Raw genomic sequence first — 16,742 nt, 5'->3', positions numbered from 1 at the left:
GGCTTGATATTCAGGTTGAAGCGTCCTTAATGCGTGGGCAATGGATCGTTCAACTTCTCCTCCGCTAACTGCCCCAGTTCTTGATATTCGTTCCAGGCCTTGATTGGTAGAGTCTCCAGTTTCTGGTTGACGATAGCGTTCAGGAAGATGCGCATCTGCTTGATCTTGGTGATCAGGTGGATGTTACAATCGATAGCAAGACGTCTCATGACATAATTTTGATCGAAGTCTCTTTGCAGGCGTCCAGCGACGATGACGATGGCGAGATCGACTTTATGCATGCGGAATGCTTGCTCGATTGTGAGTCCGGCCCGGTCATCAGTCTCTTGCAGCAATGTGGCCTCAACCCCGACGCTTTGCAAGAATTGCCAGGTCTCCAGCGGCGCATAGAGTGGAAGTCCAGCCGCTTTGAGCTGTGGCAGGCTCTCAAGTAGGGCAGCCTGTTTCTCTTCACCATTCAGGCTAATAAAGATGCCTTTCTGTGGAATGGTACCTCCAATGGCCAGCATGGCTTTGAGATAGGTCTCGGCAAGATCGTCTCCAAAGCAGGCGACTTCTCCCGTTGATGACATTTCTACGCTGAGTGCTGGATCGGCTCCCGTGAGACGCGAGAATGAGAACTGTGGAGCTTTAAGCGCGACAAAATTTGGTTTAGGAATGGTTATCTCTGGCATCTCCTGAGTGCTGAAGATGGCGTCGATGACAAGATCCATGAAGTTGATGTCGGTGACTTTGGAGATAAATGGGAAGGTGCGCGATGCTCTGACGTTCGCTTCGATGACGTAGAGTTGTCCATCTTTGCTCAAAAATTGGATGTTTACTGGACCCGTGACTTGTAGCGACTGTACGATCTTGCGTCCAATGGCTGTGATTTCTTGCTGGATAGCATCGGGAAGCGTTTGTGGTGGCAGCACGATGGTGGCATCACCTGAATGAACGCCGGCGTTCTCGATGTGTTCGGAGATGACAAATGCTTTGATGTTTCCATGCTGCGCGACCGCATCGAATTCTACTTCGCGAGCGAATTCAAAAAACTTGGAGACCGTTACTGGATGCTCTGATGAGAGGGCAGCGGCTTCCTGAGCGTAACGTTCAAGTTCTTCGGCAGTATCACAGACCTTCATGGCACTACCCGAGAGCACGTAGGATGGCCGTACGAGCACTGGATAACTGACACGCTCGGCAAAGGTGGCAAGCTCGGCGATGGTGTTGAACTTGTTCCACTCGGGTTGCTGGATGCCAAGAGTATCCAGCAGATGTGAAAAGATGCTACGATCCTCTGCTCGGTTGATATCTTTGGCTTGCGTGCCCAGGATGCGGCATCCATAAGCTGCCAGGGCTTGCGCTCGATTATTGGGTGTCTGACCACCTACGGAGACGATCAGGCCATCGGGTGTCTCAAAGTCGTAGATATCGGCGATGCGCTCAAAGGTCAGCTCCTCGAAGTAGAGCCGATCAGAGACGTCATAGTCGGTCGAGACGGTCTCCGGGTTGCTGTTGATGATAATTGCTTGCTTGCTGTATTTTTTGAGCGCCTCAACGGTACTGACGCTGGTCCAGTCGAACTCCACGGAGGAGCCAATGCGATAAGGTCCCGATCCTAACACGATCACTCCATTGTTGGCACTGGGGATAATGTCATGATGTTGTGCGTTGTACGTCAGGTAGAGATAGTTTGTCTCTGACGGGAATTCTGCTCCCAGCGTATCGATCTGCAAGATGGATGGCGTGATGCCATATTGTTTGCGCAAGGCGCGTATCTCAAGCTCACCGCTGGCGTTCAGGTCGGCGATGCGCTTATCCGAGATCCCAATCTGTTTGAGCTCTAATAATTGTCTGGCTGTGAGTGTGCTCTCGGATGTGATCTGGCTCTCTTTTTCGATGATATTTTGTATTCGGTAGGTGAACCAGGGATTGATGCCTGTCAGTGCAAAAATCTCTTCGGGGGTGGTGCCACTTTGCAGCGCTTTCGCGATGGCAAAGGGACGCTTGGGCGTGGGATGCGTGAGATACTTTTGCAGTTCCTCTTCTGTTGCAAAGAAATCATCGGCAGGTATAGCACCCTCAAAGTTTTGTTCCAGCATGCGGATGGCTTTTTGATAGGCCTCTTCAAAGGTGCGTCCGATGCCCATCACTTCTCCAACCGATTTCATCCCGGTGCCAATGATTTCCTCGACGCCAGTGAACTTATCGATGTCCCAGCGTGGTATCTTGACGACCAGATAATCCAGGCTTGGCTCGAAGCAAGCTTTCGTAACTCCAGTAATCTTATTTGTGATTTGCGTCAGACCATAGCCAAGGGCCAGTTTGGCGGCGATATAGGCCAGCGGATAGCCGGTGACCTTGCTGGCCAGGGCGGAGCTACGCGAGAGGCGAGCGTTAACCTCGATCACATAGTATTGCTGGCTCTGTGTGTCCAGGGCAAATTGTACGTTGCATTCGCCGACGATGCCCAGGCTGCGAACGATCTCAATCGAGGCTGAGCGTAGCATGTGGTACTCTTCGTTGGTCAGTGTCTGGCTGGGAGCTACGACGATTGATTCTCCTGTATGAATGCCAAGAGGGTCCATGTTCTCCATGTTGCAGATGGTGATGCAGTTGTCGTAGCGATCTCTGACCACCTCGTATTCTATTTCTTTGTAGTGGTGGAGATATTGTTCAACCAGTACCTGAGGTGTGAATGAGAGTGCATGCTCAACAATCTGCTTGAGCTCCTCTTCCGAGTGCGCGATCCCTGATCCCTGTCCGCCAAGCGCAAAACCAGCTCGCACCATAACAGGGAAGCCAATCTGCTCTCCAAGGGCCAGAGCATCAGGCAGCGTAGTGGCGCTCTGACTTTGTGGGGTTGAAATCTTGATGGCGTGAAGATGCTCTGCGAATTTTTGACGATCCTCGGTGAGGATAATCGCTGAGATGGGCGTTCCAAGTATCTTTACATGATGTTTGGTCAGGATGCCTTGCTCATGTAGTTCTATTCCACAGTTGAGCGCGGTCTGGCCTCCAAACGATAGAAGGATGCCATCCGGTTGTTCGCGTTCGATAATCTTTTCAACGAAGTATGGCGTGACTGGCAGAAAGTAGACGCGGTCCGCCAGCAGTTTTGATGTTTGTATGGTTGCTATGTTTGGATTGATCAGGACGGTTTGAATGCCCTCTTCTTTGAGGGCTTTGAGTGCCTGCGAGCCAGAATAATCAAACTCGCCTGCCTGACCAATCTTGAGTGCGCCAGATCCCAATAGTAAGACTTTTCGTAACTGTTCCATTACATTTTCTCCAGGAAGTAGTCAAAGACCCACTCCGTATCGACTGGTCCGGGGGCGGCTTCGGGATGAAATTGTACCGACATGAAAGGAAGCGATGAATGAATGATGCCTTCGTTTGTGCCATCATTGGCATTTGTAAACCATGTCTCGAAGCCTGAGGGCACGTCGCTGACCACGAATCCATGATTCTGTGTCGTGATATAACAGCGTTGGCTGCTGCGCATCACGCAAGGCTGGTTCTGACTGCGATGTCCAAACTTCATTTTCTGGGTCTCGCCACCAGCAGCCAGAGTCAGGAGATGATTGCCCATGCAGATACCGAGTGTGGGGATCTTGTTCTCCAGAGCGGTGCGGATAATCTCTACTGTGGGCTGGGCGACCTCGGGATTGCCTGGTCCATTGGAGATCACAATACCATCGAAGTGGAAGTCGTTGGAGCTGGCAAAGAGATCCCAATCCCAGGGGACAGTGACTACTTCGACGTTGCGTTTGAGCAGGCAGCGCACGATGTTTTTCTTGGCTCCGCAGTCAATTAAGGCAATCGTTTTGGGTCCCTGGCCGATTTTTGTTACTTGCTGTGTTGACACGCGAGCAATCAAGTTATCCTGATTGGGATCGTAGAAGGGAATATCCTGGTCGAAAACGATTTTTCCGAGCATCGTTCCGTAGGTGCGGATATGTTGTGTGAGCAGGCGTGTGTCTTTGATCTCGAGGGCCGGAATCTTTTCCTGGATGAGCCAGTCACTGAGCGTCATGGTGCTCTGAAAGTGGGAAGGAGTATCAATATAGTTAGAGACAATCAGTCCTGCTACGTGGATATGGTCGTCTTCCCAATTCTTCGAAGTTGGTACTCCGTAACTTCCGCTGAGTGGATAAGTCATCACAAGTAGCTGGCCGGTAAATGAGGCGTCTGTGAGAGCTTCTGGATATCCGACCATGCCCGTGCTAAAGACAAGTTCACCGGCTTGGCCGCCTTCGTAGCCAAAAGATCGTCCCTCAAATTGAGTCCCATCTTCGAGTATCAAGGTTCCGAAGCGTACTGGGGATTTCTCTGTTGCAGATTTGTATAATAATGGCGTTTGCATATGCACCTCTTCTTCCGGACTGATTTGCCTACAATGTCCTTCTCTCTGGCTGATTGAAAAGGATAAGAGCAACTAAAAAGTTGGAATATGATGGAGGTGCAAAGGGTAAAAAAAATCCTCGCCCCCTCCAAATGTTTTGAAGGGACGAGAACAGCCAGCCAGAATGTCTGGTCGACGTATGCCCGTGGTGCCACCCTAATTGCCACTATCTGCTCCGAAGCGCGTTTACCATGATGTCATGCTAAAACCGACAGTGACCACTTTCCTGGTTCTGTGATACGTGGGAACCATTCACCTGTCCTACTTGCATACTATACACATCAAAAGATGGAATAGAAGGCTTTCTTCGGTCAGCCGCTCACGAATGCGTTCTGACGATGCAATACCGTTCCGAACTTCCACTCTACTTCGGATCGCTGTTGGTTGCTTCGCTCATACTAATTTCGATCAACGCGGGTTGCGATATTTTCTTGTGTTCTAGCAAGCTTACCATCGTCTTTCTTAAAAGTCAACGCAGACAGGCTAAAAATAGATGTGTATTGTGCACACTATCTGAAAGCTTTGTATGTAAACCTTCTGCGTAGCGTCATTTAGGAGGTTTTTGAGCCAGAGATTGGCATGGTTTGGAAACGTGCTTGATGACTCCTGTTATTTTCTAGCCTTGCCTATAGAAAGTCGTCTCTTTGATGAAGCGCGTTTTCTCTGGTAAAGCTTGACAGTAACATTGCATTATGCTATATAGTAAATAACAAAATGTTATTTTTTTGTGCTCTGTTTTCAATTAGAGGTGATACTGATGGTGATTTTCTTGCTGGCTCTGATTGGGGCAATAATCGTGATGGTATTCTTGACTGCCGGACGGTTGTTCTTTGGGCGTAGCGAGGCCTTTGATAGGCGTGCATTTACCAGATGGTTTATCGGCTTTTTCGTTTTCAATTATGTGTTTTGTTTTGTGATTTTGTATGCGTCCCTACCAGCATTAACAGGTCCTTTCCTGGGATGGCAATGGGTACTCTGGCCCTTATTGATTAGTAGTGTTTTGAATCTGTTTAGTTTCGCTGGTGGGGTTGGGGGAGCCCTGGCTATCGGTTTGAGCATGAGTCAGGGACAAGCGACTCCAACAACAGGAGCAAGGGGTTCGCGCAGATCAATTGCGGCCGGCGTTTTTGGTTTGATTGCCTTTGTGATTTTCGGTATCGTAGCCACAATTCTAATCAATGTTTTTACGACCTGGTTTGATACCAATGCCAAGGTCCTGGCGGCTATTCCACAGATCACAGTTGCCGCATCTCCTAACCTTCCACCCACTGATGCCAAGAACATTGTCCTGGTAAGTCCAAGTATCGCATCTTACAAGGGACAGCAGATTCTTGGATCGACGGGCCAGAATCTTGGTTCGGCCTATAACCTTGATCCTGAGAGTTATACGCTTCAATCAATTAATCACCATCTCTATTACGTTGCCGTATTGAGCTATAATAATGCTTTTGTAAACCTCTCGAATCCGATGACGCCTGGTTTTGTCATGGTTGATGCCGAAAACCCTCAGGCAGCTCCCCAACTGCATACTGAAGCGCAATCCACCATTAAATATCTACCTGGAGCCTTGTTTAATCAGGATCTATTGCATCATGTCTATCTCGAAGGATACACATATGGCCGTCTGGTTGATCCAACGCTGGAGCTAGATGATAGCTTGCATCCCTATTGGACAATCTCATTGATGCAGCCATCGCGTGGTTATACGGGAGATGTTTTAAAAAAAGTGTTGCTGGTAGATGCCCATACAGGTGATATTAAGGTCTATGATCCACAGGATGTTCCGTCCTGGGTGGATCGTGTGATGCCAGCTGAGACTGTGACTCAGTATCTGAGTTGGTGGGGATTGTATCATTCAGCTCCGTGGTTTAATCCATCGGGTCTGGGACAGCAGGCGCCAGCGAGTACTCCTGAATTGTTGTATAACAACGCTGACCAACCAGTCTGGTTGATTCCGATGACTTCCTCATCTGCTAATGACAATTCAAGTACCGGCTTATTCTTGTTTGACACGCATAAAAATTCAGCGACGCTCTATGAGAAAGCGGCTGGGCTTGGCATCGGTGACAACGTTACGAAAACCTTTCAATCAACGCGTGCTAATATCCGTGGTTATAGCGTGGCATCGGTCCAATTGTATCAGATCTTCAATACGCCGACATGGGTTGCCATCTATGCACAGAGCACGAGTAGCGGGGATATCTTCCAGGCAGTTGGTCTCGTCGACGCTCGTGAGCTGAATGGTAATAACGTGCAATTTGATCCCGATCTGAATTCTGGCTTGCAAGATTATCAACAGTGGCTGACCTCTCAGCAGAGTAATGGTAACGGAGGCGGTACAACGGTGAGTCAGACAAAGACTGTGTCTGGCAAAGTACTGCGTATCTCGTCTGTTATTCAGGGATCTACAACTTCTACCACCACTGTCTACTATCTGCAAATTGCTGGACAGCCCTACATCTTTACTGCTAACCTGTCGCTCTCGCCGAAGCTGCCTCTGGTACAGATTGGTGATACCGTGACATTGACTTATACAGGAGCAAGCGGTAATGTTGTCAATCTGCAAACCTTCGACGATACAAATATTCAACTTGGGAGTAGTGCTACTCCGACGGTGACGGCTACTCCAACCGCTACTCCAACCGCAGTAGCCACACCTAAGAAATAAAGTCGGTCTTGAGTGTGCAGAACTGGATCAAGGAGAGCGATCATCCTCGCGATGAGATGATCGCTCTCCTTACTTGTTCAGCTTGCTTATGTAACCTGTTCGTTGTTACAATAGCTATAGAGATAGTGTAACAATAACACAAATAGTTTGCAGCGACAGGCTTGAGGAGACATAAAGCATCTTATGAAGACAAAAATTACATCTTTTATGCATGAGCATGGCAATATTATTACAATTGCGTTCTGGGGTATTGCTTTCGCTTCCCATGCAATTCTATTGCCGAAATTGATACACGATCTCAGACAGTAGATCAAGTTCACAAAAAATGGGATAGTATATGAAACTATCCCACTTTTTGTTGGCTGTGTGAGAGCAAAAAGGTCCAAACTAGCCGGTATTCCTCACGCCGGCGGCGATGCCGTTAATGGTGAGGAGCACCCCATACGTAAGCTGTACCCGCTCTGCCTCTTCGGCCGAAGCATCTTTGAGTTCTTCTTTTGTCATAGTTAACGGCCCACCAAGTTTCCGTAGGCGTTTGAGCAGGACGATCTGAAAGTAGCTTAATGGATCTACATAGGGATTGCGACGCTTGATAGATTCCTTGAGGACCGGCGTGCTGTCAAGCAGTTCTTTGCCTCCCACGATTGCGATGATCAGACGCTTGGTGCGTGCGTATTCGTCCTGGATAGTGGTTGAGATCCGTTCGCGCAATGCTGCATCCTCGACCAGGGTCATAGCGTAATCGTTAGCGATCGCCATATCTGCTTTCGAGAGAGTCATCTGCAAGTTAGCCAGAAATGCCTGTAAAAATGGCCACTGTTGATACATCTGCTGAAGCTGAAGCAGGTGATTAGGATCTTCATTGATGTATTCTTCGAGCGCTCCTCCGACTCCATACCAGCTTGGTAGCACGTAGCGGCTCTGCATCCAGGAAAAGACCCAGGGGATGGCGCGTAGCTCTTCGATTGCTCGTCCGACGGTACGCCGTGCGGGACGAGAACCGATGTTGAGCCATCCAATTTCTTTCAAGGGAGTTGCTTGCTCAAAGAAGGTCAGGAATGTGGGATCTTCATATATCAGCTTGCGATAGCGTGTATGTGCGCTATGTGAAAGGCGATTCATCGCCTCAATCCAATCCTGTTTGGGTCTGGGATGTACCTGGGCTTCGACGATATTTTCGTCCGGGATGCTTGCCTGGATAGTTCCTGCAACGATGAGCTCCATGTTGCGGATCGCGATGTCATGCATGCCATATTTGAAGGAGAGCATCTCACCTTGCTCCGTCAGGCGGATGCGTCCGTTGACCGATCCCGGCGGCTGGGCCAGGATTGCTTCGTAGATGGGACCACCTCCACGACCAATTGCACCTCCACGGCCGTGGAAAATACTGATGCCGATCTCTGAACGGCGACTGAGCTCGGCCAACCTGCTCTGTGTCTGGTATAGCTCCCAGCTGGACGTCAGAATACCCCCATCCTTACTGCTATCGGAGTATCCAAGCATGACCTGTTGCTCATTGTGACAATGTTCGAGGTATTTCTGATAGAGGGGATGTGTGAATGCGGTCTCTAGAATAGTCGTGCACTTGCGCAGATCGTCAATCGTTTCAAACAGCGGCACAATGGGGAGGTCGGAGATACCTACTTCCTTGCAGAAAAATTGCACCTCAAGCAGGTCGCTTAATGCGTGTGACATGCTGATGATGTAGCAGGTGATGGCTTTTTCCCCGAACGTCTCGCGTATATGGCTGATAGCTTTGAATGTCTTCAGGATATGATTCGTCTCTGGAGAAAGCTCTAGCCCCGGACGTGTTAAGATGCGTGGATCACGGATCAGGTGCTCAAGGATCTCAACGCGTTTCGACTCCTCGAGCGTCTTATAGTCATCCTCTCGTAGTCCGGTTACTTGTAGAAGTTCGGCGAGCGCCGCAGCGTGGCGCTCGCTGTGTTGGCGGACGTCAAGAGCCGCAAAGTAAAAGCCAAATGTCTCGACCTGTCGGATCAGAGTATTCAAGCGACCTTTGGTAAATGCTGCCTCACCATCTGCGAGTAAGCTACTTTGTAGGAGGCGCAGGTCCGTCAATAAATCTTCTGAGTTCTTATAAGCAACAGAATTTTCTCTTTCGCGCTCAATCTCGCGGATCTGGTTGGGAGAATTGAATGTCCATGGATGTGTAGGGGGAGGGGGAGAAGCAGTGCGGGTTTCTCCTAACCGATACCAGATGAATGAGAGTTTAGTACGATATGGTTCAAGTGCTGTCTGCGGGCCTAACTCCTGGGAGTATTCAGGCATACAGGCAGCGTCATACTCTAATGAAGCCTGGAGCTCTGGAGTGATACTTGCATGGTCGATCGATTGAGAGCATTCACGGGCCAGGTCGAAGATGTCTTTGCGATAATGGAGCAGGATATAGTTGCGTTGCTGGCTTAATGCTGTCAGCAAGGTATCTGCATCAACGAACGGATTGCCATCTTGATCGCCACCAATCCATGATCCGATGCGCAGGAATGGCGGGATCACAAGATCAGGATAATCCTTATGCAGGAGCTCTTCGAACTCCGCGTAGAGGTCGGGCAAGGCGTCATAAATGATTTCGTCCAGATAGTAGATGCCCATCTTGATCTCGTCGAGCGGTTGTGGACGTACCTGACGTACAGCGTCTGTGCGCCAGAGGAGATCGATCACTGTATCCAGATCACGTTGCCAATGGATACGTTCGCGTTGTGTCATCTGGTTGGCGTGATCGTTCTGAACGAGGAGGTTTGTGATGTTGCGGGATTTGGTAATTAAGCTGCGCCTGGTCGCTTCGGTGGGATGCGCTGTGAAGACTAAATCTATGGTTAGATGATTAAAGAGGTATTGTAAGGTCGCTGTATCCAGCCGATTCTGATTAAAGAATTCGACCAGTGCATCCAGAGAGCCACGCTGTGGCTGATTGCTGGGATCAATCTCATGCTCCCGACGACGACGTATGCGATGATATTGTTCTGCTGTGTTGACCAGGTGAAAATAGACAGTGAAGGCTCGGATGACATCGATGGCGGTATCCAGATCACTCTCACTAACAATCTGCAAGATGTCTTCCTGTAAGAAGAGAATCTCGCGTTCAAGCTGAGCCCTTTCCTCTCCATGCGCATTGACGACGCGCTCATTATAGTCGCGAAGACGAATACAGTCTCCACGGAGCTTTTCTACTGTATCAAAGACTTTGTGGCCTTCATGCCGCTGAATAGCATGTCCCAGCGCATTGCCCAGGATACGAATATCCTGTCTGAGCGGGTTATCTTTTTCACGGCGAGAAACATGTTCTGACATATCTGGTCCTTACTCTAAGCACATCAGATGGGCGGCAGATCACTCTTGATCGTGTATACTTTTCCTCATTCTAACACATTCCCGGAGGTCCAACGAGGACGCTAGCACAGCTTATCACGTTTGTAGGTATAGAGGAAAGTGCAAAGCTATGTGGAAAATATACAGTTCCGTTTGGAGATAGATACTATATGCTTGAGCGAGAGAAATGTGGGCTTAATTTGGAGAAATACAAGTTTATATAGCTTTAGTTGTTTTTTGTAAATATAAATACGCTCAAAATATGCTATAAACTGTCATGTACTTTGTAAGATATGAACCACTTTCCATTGGGCAGATCTTCGTTGCTTTCTGCTGTGTAGCAGAAAAGAGAGTCGAAAATATACTATCCCTCAAGGAACAGTATAGGCAATTTCTACATACCCAAAGCTTGTTGTGTTGCTTATCTGTATGCTATACTCTCAAAACAAGTGATAGTACTACCTTTTTCCAGAAAGCTATGAAGCTTTTCTCATCCCAGTGCCGTAACCGATGTTCTCCATACCCATTGATCCATACTAAATACCGTCCCTCCCATGGAGTACCCGAACCTATAAATAATGATTTCGGCAACCAATGAAGGTTCGTCGAGCACTCCGGCCCCAGTGCAGGTGCCTCTTAGCATTGAGCAAGATAGTCTAAATATTGGGAGAGCAATGCATGACGCACAAGCATGAAGCCATTGAGTCTGCGTGTCAAATGTATCCGCTTTATGACAGCCGCTGGGAACATGATGCTTGCGGTACAGGCTTTCTAGCGCATGTTTCGGGAGAGCCAAGCCATGACCTGGTTCAGCAGTCCCTCGAAGCTTTAGCGCGTCTGACGCACCGCGGTGCACAGGATACGGAGGCAGAAGCATACGATGGCGCGGGCATCTTAACACAAATTCCTAGAGCATTGCTTCTTGAGGAACTCGAGAAACAACACATCACAGTTGCCAATCCTGCTCATCTAGCGGTTGGCATGGTGTTTCTCCCTCCACGCGAGAGTGCTCATACCGTCCAGTGTCGCCAGATTATAGAACAGGTTTTGACTGAGGTCGGACTGCTTCTGCTGAGTTGGCGCACTCCTCCAATTAACTATAATGTTCTTGGCGTGCAAGCCAGGGCAGCCGCGCCCGAAATCGCGCAAGTGCTGATCTCATGCGCTCCCCATGTTACACCTGAAGAATATGGGAAGACTTTATATTACGCTCGACGATTAATTGAGCACAGACTTGTAGAGGCTCAGATCACTGATTGTTATATCGCCTCATTTTCAAGTACGGTGCTCGTCCACAAGGGGCTCCTGGCCCCTCTTGATATTGCGAATTTTTATCTTGACCTGGCTGATCCTCGCTATACGAGTGCCTTAGCCGTGTTCCATCAGCGCTACAGTACGAATACCCTTCCTGCCTGGCCGCTGGCTCAGCCGATGCGCCTTCTAGCACACAATGGTGAGATTAATACCATTCAAGGGAATAGAAACTGGATGCAGGCGCGTGAGGGATTGATGTCCTCTCCTCTCTGGGACGAGCGTATGCAGGATCTTCTGCCCGTGGTGCAGCCCGGTATTAGCGACTCTGGTCAGCTAGATAATGCTTTGGAGTTCTTGAACGCTTCCGGTCGTGACCTCTTGCATACGATGCAGATGTTGATGCCCCCTGCCTGGGAACATGATAATGAGATTGATGCAGCACAAAGAGCCTGGTGCGATTATCATGCTGGCTTGATCGAGCCCTGGGATGGTCCAGCTGCTCTGGTCTTCAGCGATGGTCATATGGTCGGAGCCGCTCTTGATCGCAATGGCCTGCGCCCGTCACGTTATATTCTGACGAAGCAAGGCTTACTCATCGTCGCTTCCGAAGCTGGAGTGGTTTCGATAGATCCTCAGGATGTGCTGGAAAAAGGGCGTCTGGGTCCTGGTGAGATGCTGGCTGTTGATCTCGAAAATCATCTCTTTTTGCGCAATCAGGATATTAAAGATGCGCTTGCCCAACAGCAACCCTATCAAGAGTGGTTGGATAGCTATCGCTTGACTCTGGCGGATCTGCCAGCGGTCGCGGCTGAGCCTGATGCATCCCCCTCGGAATCCGGCGACTTGTTCTCACGTCAACAGATATTCGGGTATACACATGAGGATGTCGAGATGGTATTGCGCCCCATTCTGTCGGAAAATAAAGAGCCGACATGGAGTATGGGCGATGATGCACCTCTGGCAGCCCTCTCAAAACAGCAGCGCTCGTTTTCGGATTACTTCCGGCAGCGTTTTGCTCAGGTGACCAATCCTCCGATTGATCCCTTGCGCGAGCGGATAGTGATGTCTCTGGATAGCTACATTGGACGTCGTGAGAGCTTGCTAACAGAGACTCCTGAGCATGCACGTTTGATCCATCTGACGACACCTGTGTTGACAGAAGAGCAACTGGCAGCGCTTCGTTCCTTTGATGATGATCATTTCCGCTCATGTACATTGAAGACAACTTTCGATATCTCGGATGGCTCTCACGCTTTGGAGGCAACTCTTGCTCGCCTGGAGCAGGATGCTATCGCTGCGGTACAAAGTGGGATTACATTGATCATCTTGAGTGATAACGATGCGTCAAGCAGCAGGATTCCAATCCCGATGGTGATCGCGATTGGAGCAGTTCATCGCTCTCTGATCGAACATGGGCTGCGTTCCAGCGTCTCACTGATCTGTGAGACTGGCACGGTCTGTGACGTCCATCAGGTCTCATTGGTGCTCGGATACGGTGCCGAGGCGATTGTGCCCACGCTGGCCTTGAGAAGCGTGCAGGCATTAGCTGGTGAGCGTCGTCTGGAAGAGATCACTAAAGAGATGGCTGTGACGCGGTATATCCATGTGATGGAAGATGGCCTCTGTAAAATCATGGCGCGTATGGGTATCTCCACCTTGCGTAATATTATCGGTGCGGGACAATTTGAGATCCTTGGCCTTGCTCCTGAGTTCAGCGAGCGTTGTTTTGCTGGATCGGCGGCGCATCCGGGTAAGATCACATTTGAACTGGTCGCTGAGCAGTTGATCAAACAAGCTGTCGCTTTGCAACCAGATCAGGCAATCGCTGAGCCTGCCAATCGCAAGCGTAAACTCTCTGATCTTGGTCGCTTCCGTTTCCGTCGCGATGCTGAATATCATGCCTTTAATCCCCTGATTGTTCGTGCGATGCAGAAGGCATCACAGTCAGGCTTGAAGGAAGACTATCAACAGTTCACATCGATGGTCTATCACCGTCCGCCAACCGTTTTGCGTGACATCTTTACCTTTGCTGAGACAACGCCGATTCCTTTGGATCAGGTGGAGTCGATGGAATCGATTCGTGCTCGCTTCGTTGTTTCTGCTATGTCGGTTGGAGCGCTGAATCCCGAAACCCATCAGACGATTGCGGCCGCGATGAATAGCATCGGGGGACGCAATAATACAGGTGAAGGTGGCGAAGATCCGGAATGGTATACCAAGACATTAGATGGATATCCTGTCAGCAGTAAGATCAAGCAGGTTGCTTCGGCGCGCTTTGGTGTGACTCCTGAATATCTGGTGCGAGCCGAAGAGCTAGAGATTAAGATGGCTCAGGGTTCAAAACCAGGTGAAGGTGGTCAATTACCACCATTTAAAGTCACACCGTTTATTGCAAAGCTACGGCATACGGCTCCAGGTGTACAACTGATCTCACCTCCGCCGCATCATGACATCTATAGCATCGAGGATATCGCGCAGCTGATCTATGATCTGCATCAGATCAATCCTACGGCCAGTGTCGGCGTCAAGCTGGTGTCGGCCGCCGGAGTTGGGACGATTGCGGCAGGCGTCGCCAAAGGTCATGCCAATTATGTTCTTATCAGTGGACATGATGGCGGCACCGGTGCTTCTCCGATCCAGTCGATCAAGCATGTCGGGATGCCCTGGGAGCGCGGTCTTGCAGAGGCTCAGCAGGTACTGGTTAAAAATGGCTTACGGAAACGCGTCAAGCTACGTGTGGATGGCGGCTTTAAGACTGGGCGTGATGTGATTGTTGGTGCGTTGCTGGGCGCGGAAGAGTTTGGCTTTGGTACTTCTGCTCTGGTCTCTCTGGGATGCGATATGGCACGGCAGTGTCATTTGAATACCTGCCCGGCTGGTATCGCCACGCAGCGCGATGATCTGAAAGCCAAGTTTACTGGTCGCCCGCAGTTCTTGATCAACTACCTGACATTGGTTGCTGAAGAGGTCCGTGAATTCCTGGCTCAGCTTGGTTTCTCGCGCCTTGAAGATCTCATGGGGCGTGCCGATCTGCTGCAATGTAATCAAGAATGTGATATAGATGTGGCACCTTTGTTCACATCGCTACCAGTCATTTCTGATCCCTCGGCTCGGAAGGATATCCCTCAGTCACATGTGGCTGAGGAGCTGCTACTGGAAGCAGAGCCAGCTCTACAGGGTGAGCGTAGCATTATTACTCAGCATGAGATTCATAACTACGATCGTACCGTGGGAGCCAGTCTGGCGGGCGAGATCGCTCGTCGTCATGGTAACGGTGGCCTGTCTGGTGTCAGTATCACATGTAACTTTAGCGGTTCGGCCGGTCAAAGCTTTGGAGCGTTTAATGTTGCTGGCATGCGATTGATCTTGAGTGGCGAGGCCAACGATTATGTTGGTAAGAGTATGGCCGGTGGACAGATTGTGATTACTCTGCCTTCCGATGCGACTTTTGCCAGTCAGGACAATATCATTCTGGGCAATACGGCTCTCTATGGTGCCACAGGTGGCTATCTCTTTGCTGCTGGTCGTGCCGGCGAGCGCTTTGCGGTGCGCAATAGTGGTGGCGTTGCAGTTGTCGAAGGGGTAGGGGATCACGGTTGCGAATATATGACCGGTGGGATGGTGATAGTGTTGGGCGAAACGGGACAAAACTTCGGGGCTGGTATGTCCGCCGGTGTGGCGTATGTACTGGATCGAGAAGGTAAGTTTGCGGGTCGTTGTAACACAGATCTCGTTGAGCCAGGTCGCATTGAAGATCCTGCCGAGTTAGATGCTTTACGCTATATGGTTGAACTGCATGTACGCAAAACGCGGAGCGCTTATGCGGAAGACTTGCTTAACCATTGGGATCAAGTGAGTGGTCAGTTCTGGCGTATCTCGCCACAAGATAGTGTGACTACGGTGCGCGATTTTGTGGATGCCAATGAGCAGGATGGCTTGCTGAGCATGTCACATTAAATCTCACGGCATACGTGCTCGATATCAATCACGTATGCTCTGTCAAAGGCCATGGCAACGTTGTCTAAATGACTGGAATGACCCCTTGCACGAGGCGTCAACGCTCACCGACGTAGCGGCGCGGCTCCGCCGTGCTGTCACTAGACGTACGACCACGTTGTCCATGGGGTTCCATTGCGAGACGCTCCCAAGCCGAATCATACGAGTCACAGACAGCACGGCGGAGCCGCGCCGCTACGTCGGCTGTCCTGTCATCCTACAGCTTCATGAATCTATTTTGGAGATATATCTCCTCTGTAATAGAAGCGCGATGGCCTCTGACAGTGTAGTATGTGTATGATTGATGATTTTATATCGTCACAACTTGTATATAAGTTGTGACGATGTTTGTTTGCTTTTCAAGCATCTTCGCTGGCTACCAGTCCGGCGGCACGTATCCAGGAATGCATTTCAGATCCTCGGGCTTCATCTTTGAAGCGGTAGTCATGCTTGCGGATTAATTCGCTGAGCTCTTCTTCAAGGCGCTTGAGACAGCTGAGTTGTGCCTGACGTAGGCGCTGCGGCCAGTCTCCCGAAACATGGGTAGTTTTTAACTCATTGGCCAGTCGAAAGTGATCCAGACATAGACCGGTAGCTGCTGAAAAACGTTCCACGAATTCATCGTCAAGTAGAGCCTGGCGTAAACTATGAATGTAGCGTTCCTCGGCTTTGATTTGCTGCTGACAGGCCGGACAATCTCTCTTCGTCCCTCTCGCTTGTTTACTGTCGAAGATACGACTGAATAAGCCTCCCGAGTAGGAAGTTGCAGGTGAGTCTTGCTGCAGTTGGGTGATTGTGTCTGAGAGAATATCACGATAAGCTTGCGCAATGGGTAAGGTGGCTCCCATGCGAACCAGTTGCCAGGTGTGTGTATGGCAGAATCCCTGTGTGTGACGTAGGTTCTGGCGGATGTCTACATTGGTGAATAATTCATATTTCCAGGTATCTAAATAGCGACGGATACTTTCATTGGTCAGATTGCACAGGAGACAACCATCGTGAGAACATGCATCCAATAGCGTTTGATACTCTCTTGTTTTTACCATTTGTACAACCTTTTGATATGTTATTCGTCTATGTACTAGAAGATACCTCGTTTGTTAA

6 protein-coding genes are annotated in these 16,742 nt (G+C 49.7%); 2 read left to right on the top strand and 4 right to left on the bottom strand.

From position 1 onward, the window contains the following. Positions 1-26 precede the first annotated feature (26 nt). Positions 27-3,263, bottom strand: coding sequence for a carbamoyl-phosphate synthase (glutamine-hydrolyzing) large subunit (carB, locus tag AC27N8_RS18585; RefSeq protein WP_487068882.1), 3,237 nt, complete (start codon positions 3,261-3,263; stop codon positions 27-29). Next, complete coding sequence (carA, locus tag AC27N8_RS18580; RefSeq protein ID WP_487068881.1) at positions 3,263-4,348, bottom strand: glutamine-hydrolyzing carbamoyl-phosphate synthase small subunit; 1,086 nt, start codon at positions 4,346-4,348, stop codon at positions 3,263-3,265. The genes carB and carA overlap by 1 nt, the downstream gene beginning before the upstream one ends. A 796-nt stretch (positions 4,349-5,144) precedes the next feature. Here carA and AC27N8_RS18575 point away from each other — a divergent pair. After that, positions 5,145-7,055 (top strand): MARVEL domain-containing protein, encoded by a 1,911-nt coding sequence (locus tag AC27N8_RS18575; protein ID WP_487068880.1) that lies wholly within the window; start codon positions 5,145-5,147, stop codon positions 7,053-7,055. A gap of 387 nt (positions 7,056-7,442) precedes the next feature. Here the strand turns inward: AC27N8_RS18575 and ppc are convergent, their stop codons facing one another. Then, positions 7,443-10,370 (bottom strand): phosphoenolpyruvate carboxylase, encoded by a 2,928-nt coding sequence (gene ppc / locus AC27N8_RS18570; RefSeq protein WP_487068879.1) that lies wholly within the window; start codon positions 10,368-10,370, stop codon positions 7,443-7,445. Between the two features lie 696 nt (positions 10,371-11,066). On the opposite strand from ppc, the gene gltB reads away from it, so the two are divergent. Next, positions 11,067-15,599: a glutamate synthase large subunit gene (gltB, locus tag AC27N8_RS18565; protein WP_487068878.1), complete on the top strand. Its 4,533-nt coding sequence runs from the start codon at positions 11,067-11,069 to the stop codon at positions 15,597-15,599. A 398-nt stretch (positions 15,600-15,997) separates the two neighbouring features. On the opposite strand, the gene AC27N8_RS18560 is transcribed toward gltB, so the two are convergent. Continuing rightward, positions 15,998-16,684 carry a DUF6062 family protein gene (locus AC27N8_RS18560; RefSeq protein ID WP_487068877.1) on the bottom strand — a complete coding sequence of 229 codons (687 nt, stop codon included), beginning with the start codon at positions 16,682-16,684 and terminating at the stop codon, positions 15,998-16,000. Between the last annotated feature and the right edge of the window lie 58 nt (positions 16,685-16,742).

Source organism: Dictyobacter sp. Z7_2 (assembly GCF_057551105.1).
The sequence above is the reverse complement of the archived record's forward strand: the minus strand, read 5'-3'. Positions and strand labels throughout refer to the sequence as shown.

Bases quoted from the DNA above. Each gene is read 5' to 3' on its own strand.
- carB (WP_487068882.1), bottom strand. From the start codon at position 3,263: ATGGAACAGTTACGAAAAGTCTTACTATTGGGATCTGGCGCACTCAAG.
- AC27N8_RS18560 (WP_487068877.1), bottom strand. From the start codon at position 16,684: ATGGTAAAAACAAGAGAGTATCAAACGCTATTGGATGCATGTTCTCAC.
- carA (WP_487068881.1), bottom strand. From the start codon at position 4,348: ATGCAAACGCCATTATTATACAAATCTGCAACAGAGAAATCCCCAGTA.
- AC27N8_RS18575 (WP_487068880.1), top strand. From the start codon at position 5,145: ATGGTGATTTTCTTGCTGGCTCTGATTGGGGCAATAATCGTGATGGTA.
- ppc (WP_487068879.1), bottom strand. From the start codon at position 10,370: ATGTCAGAACATGTTTCTCGCCGTGAAAAAGATAACCCGCTCAGACAG.
- gltB (WP_487068878.1), top strand. From the start codon at position 11,067: ATGACGCACAAGCATGAAGCCATTGAGTCTGCGTGTCAAATGTATCCG.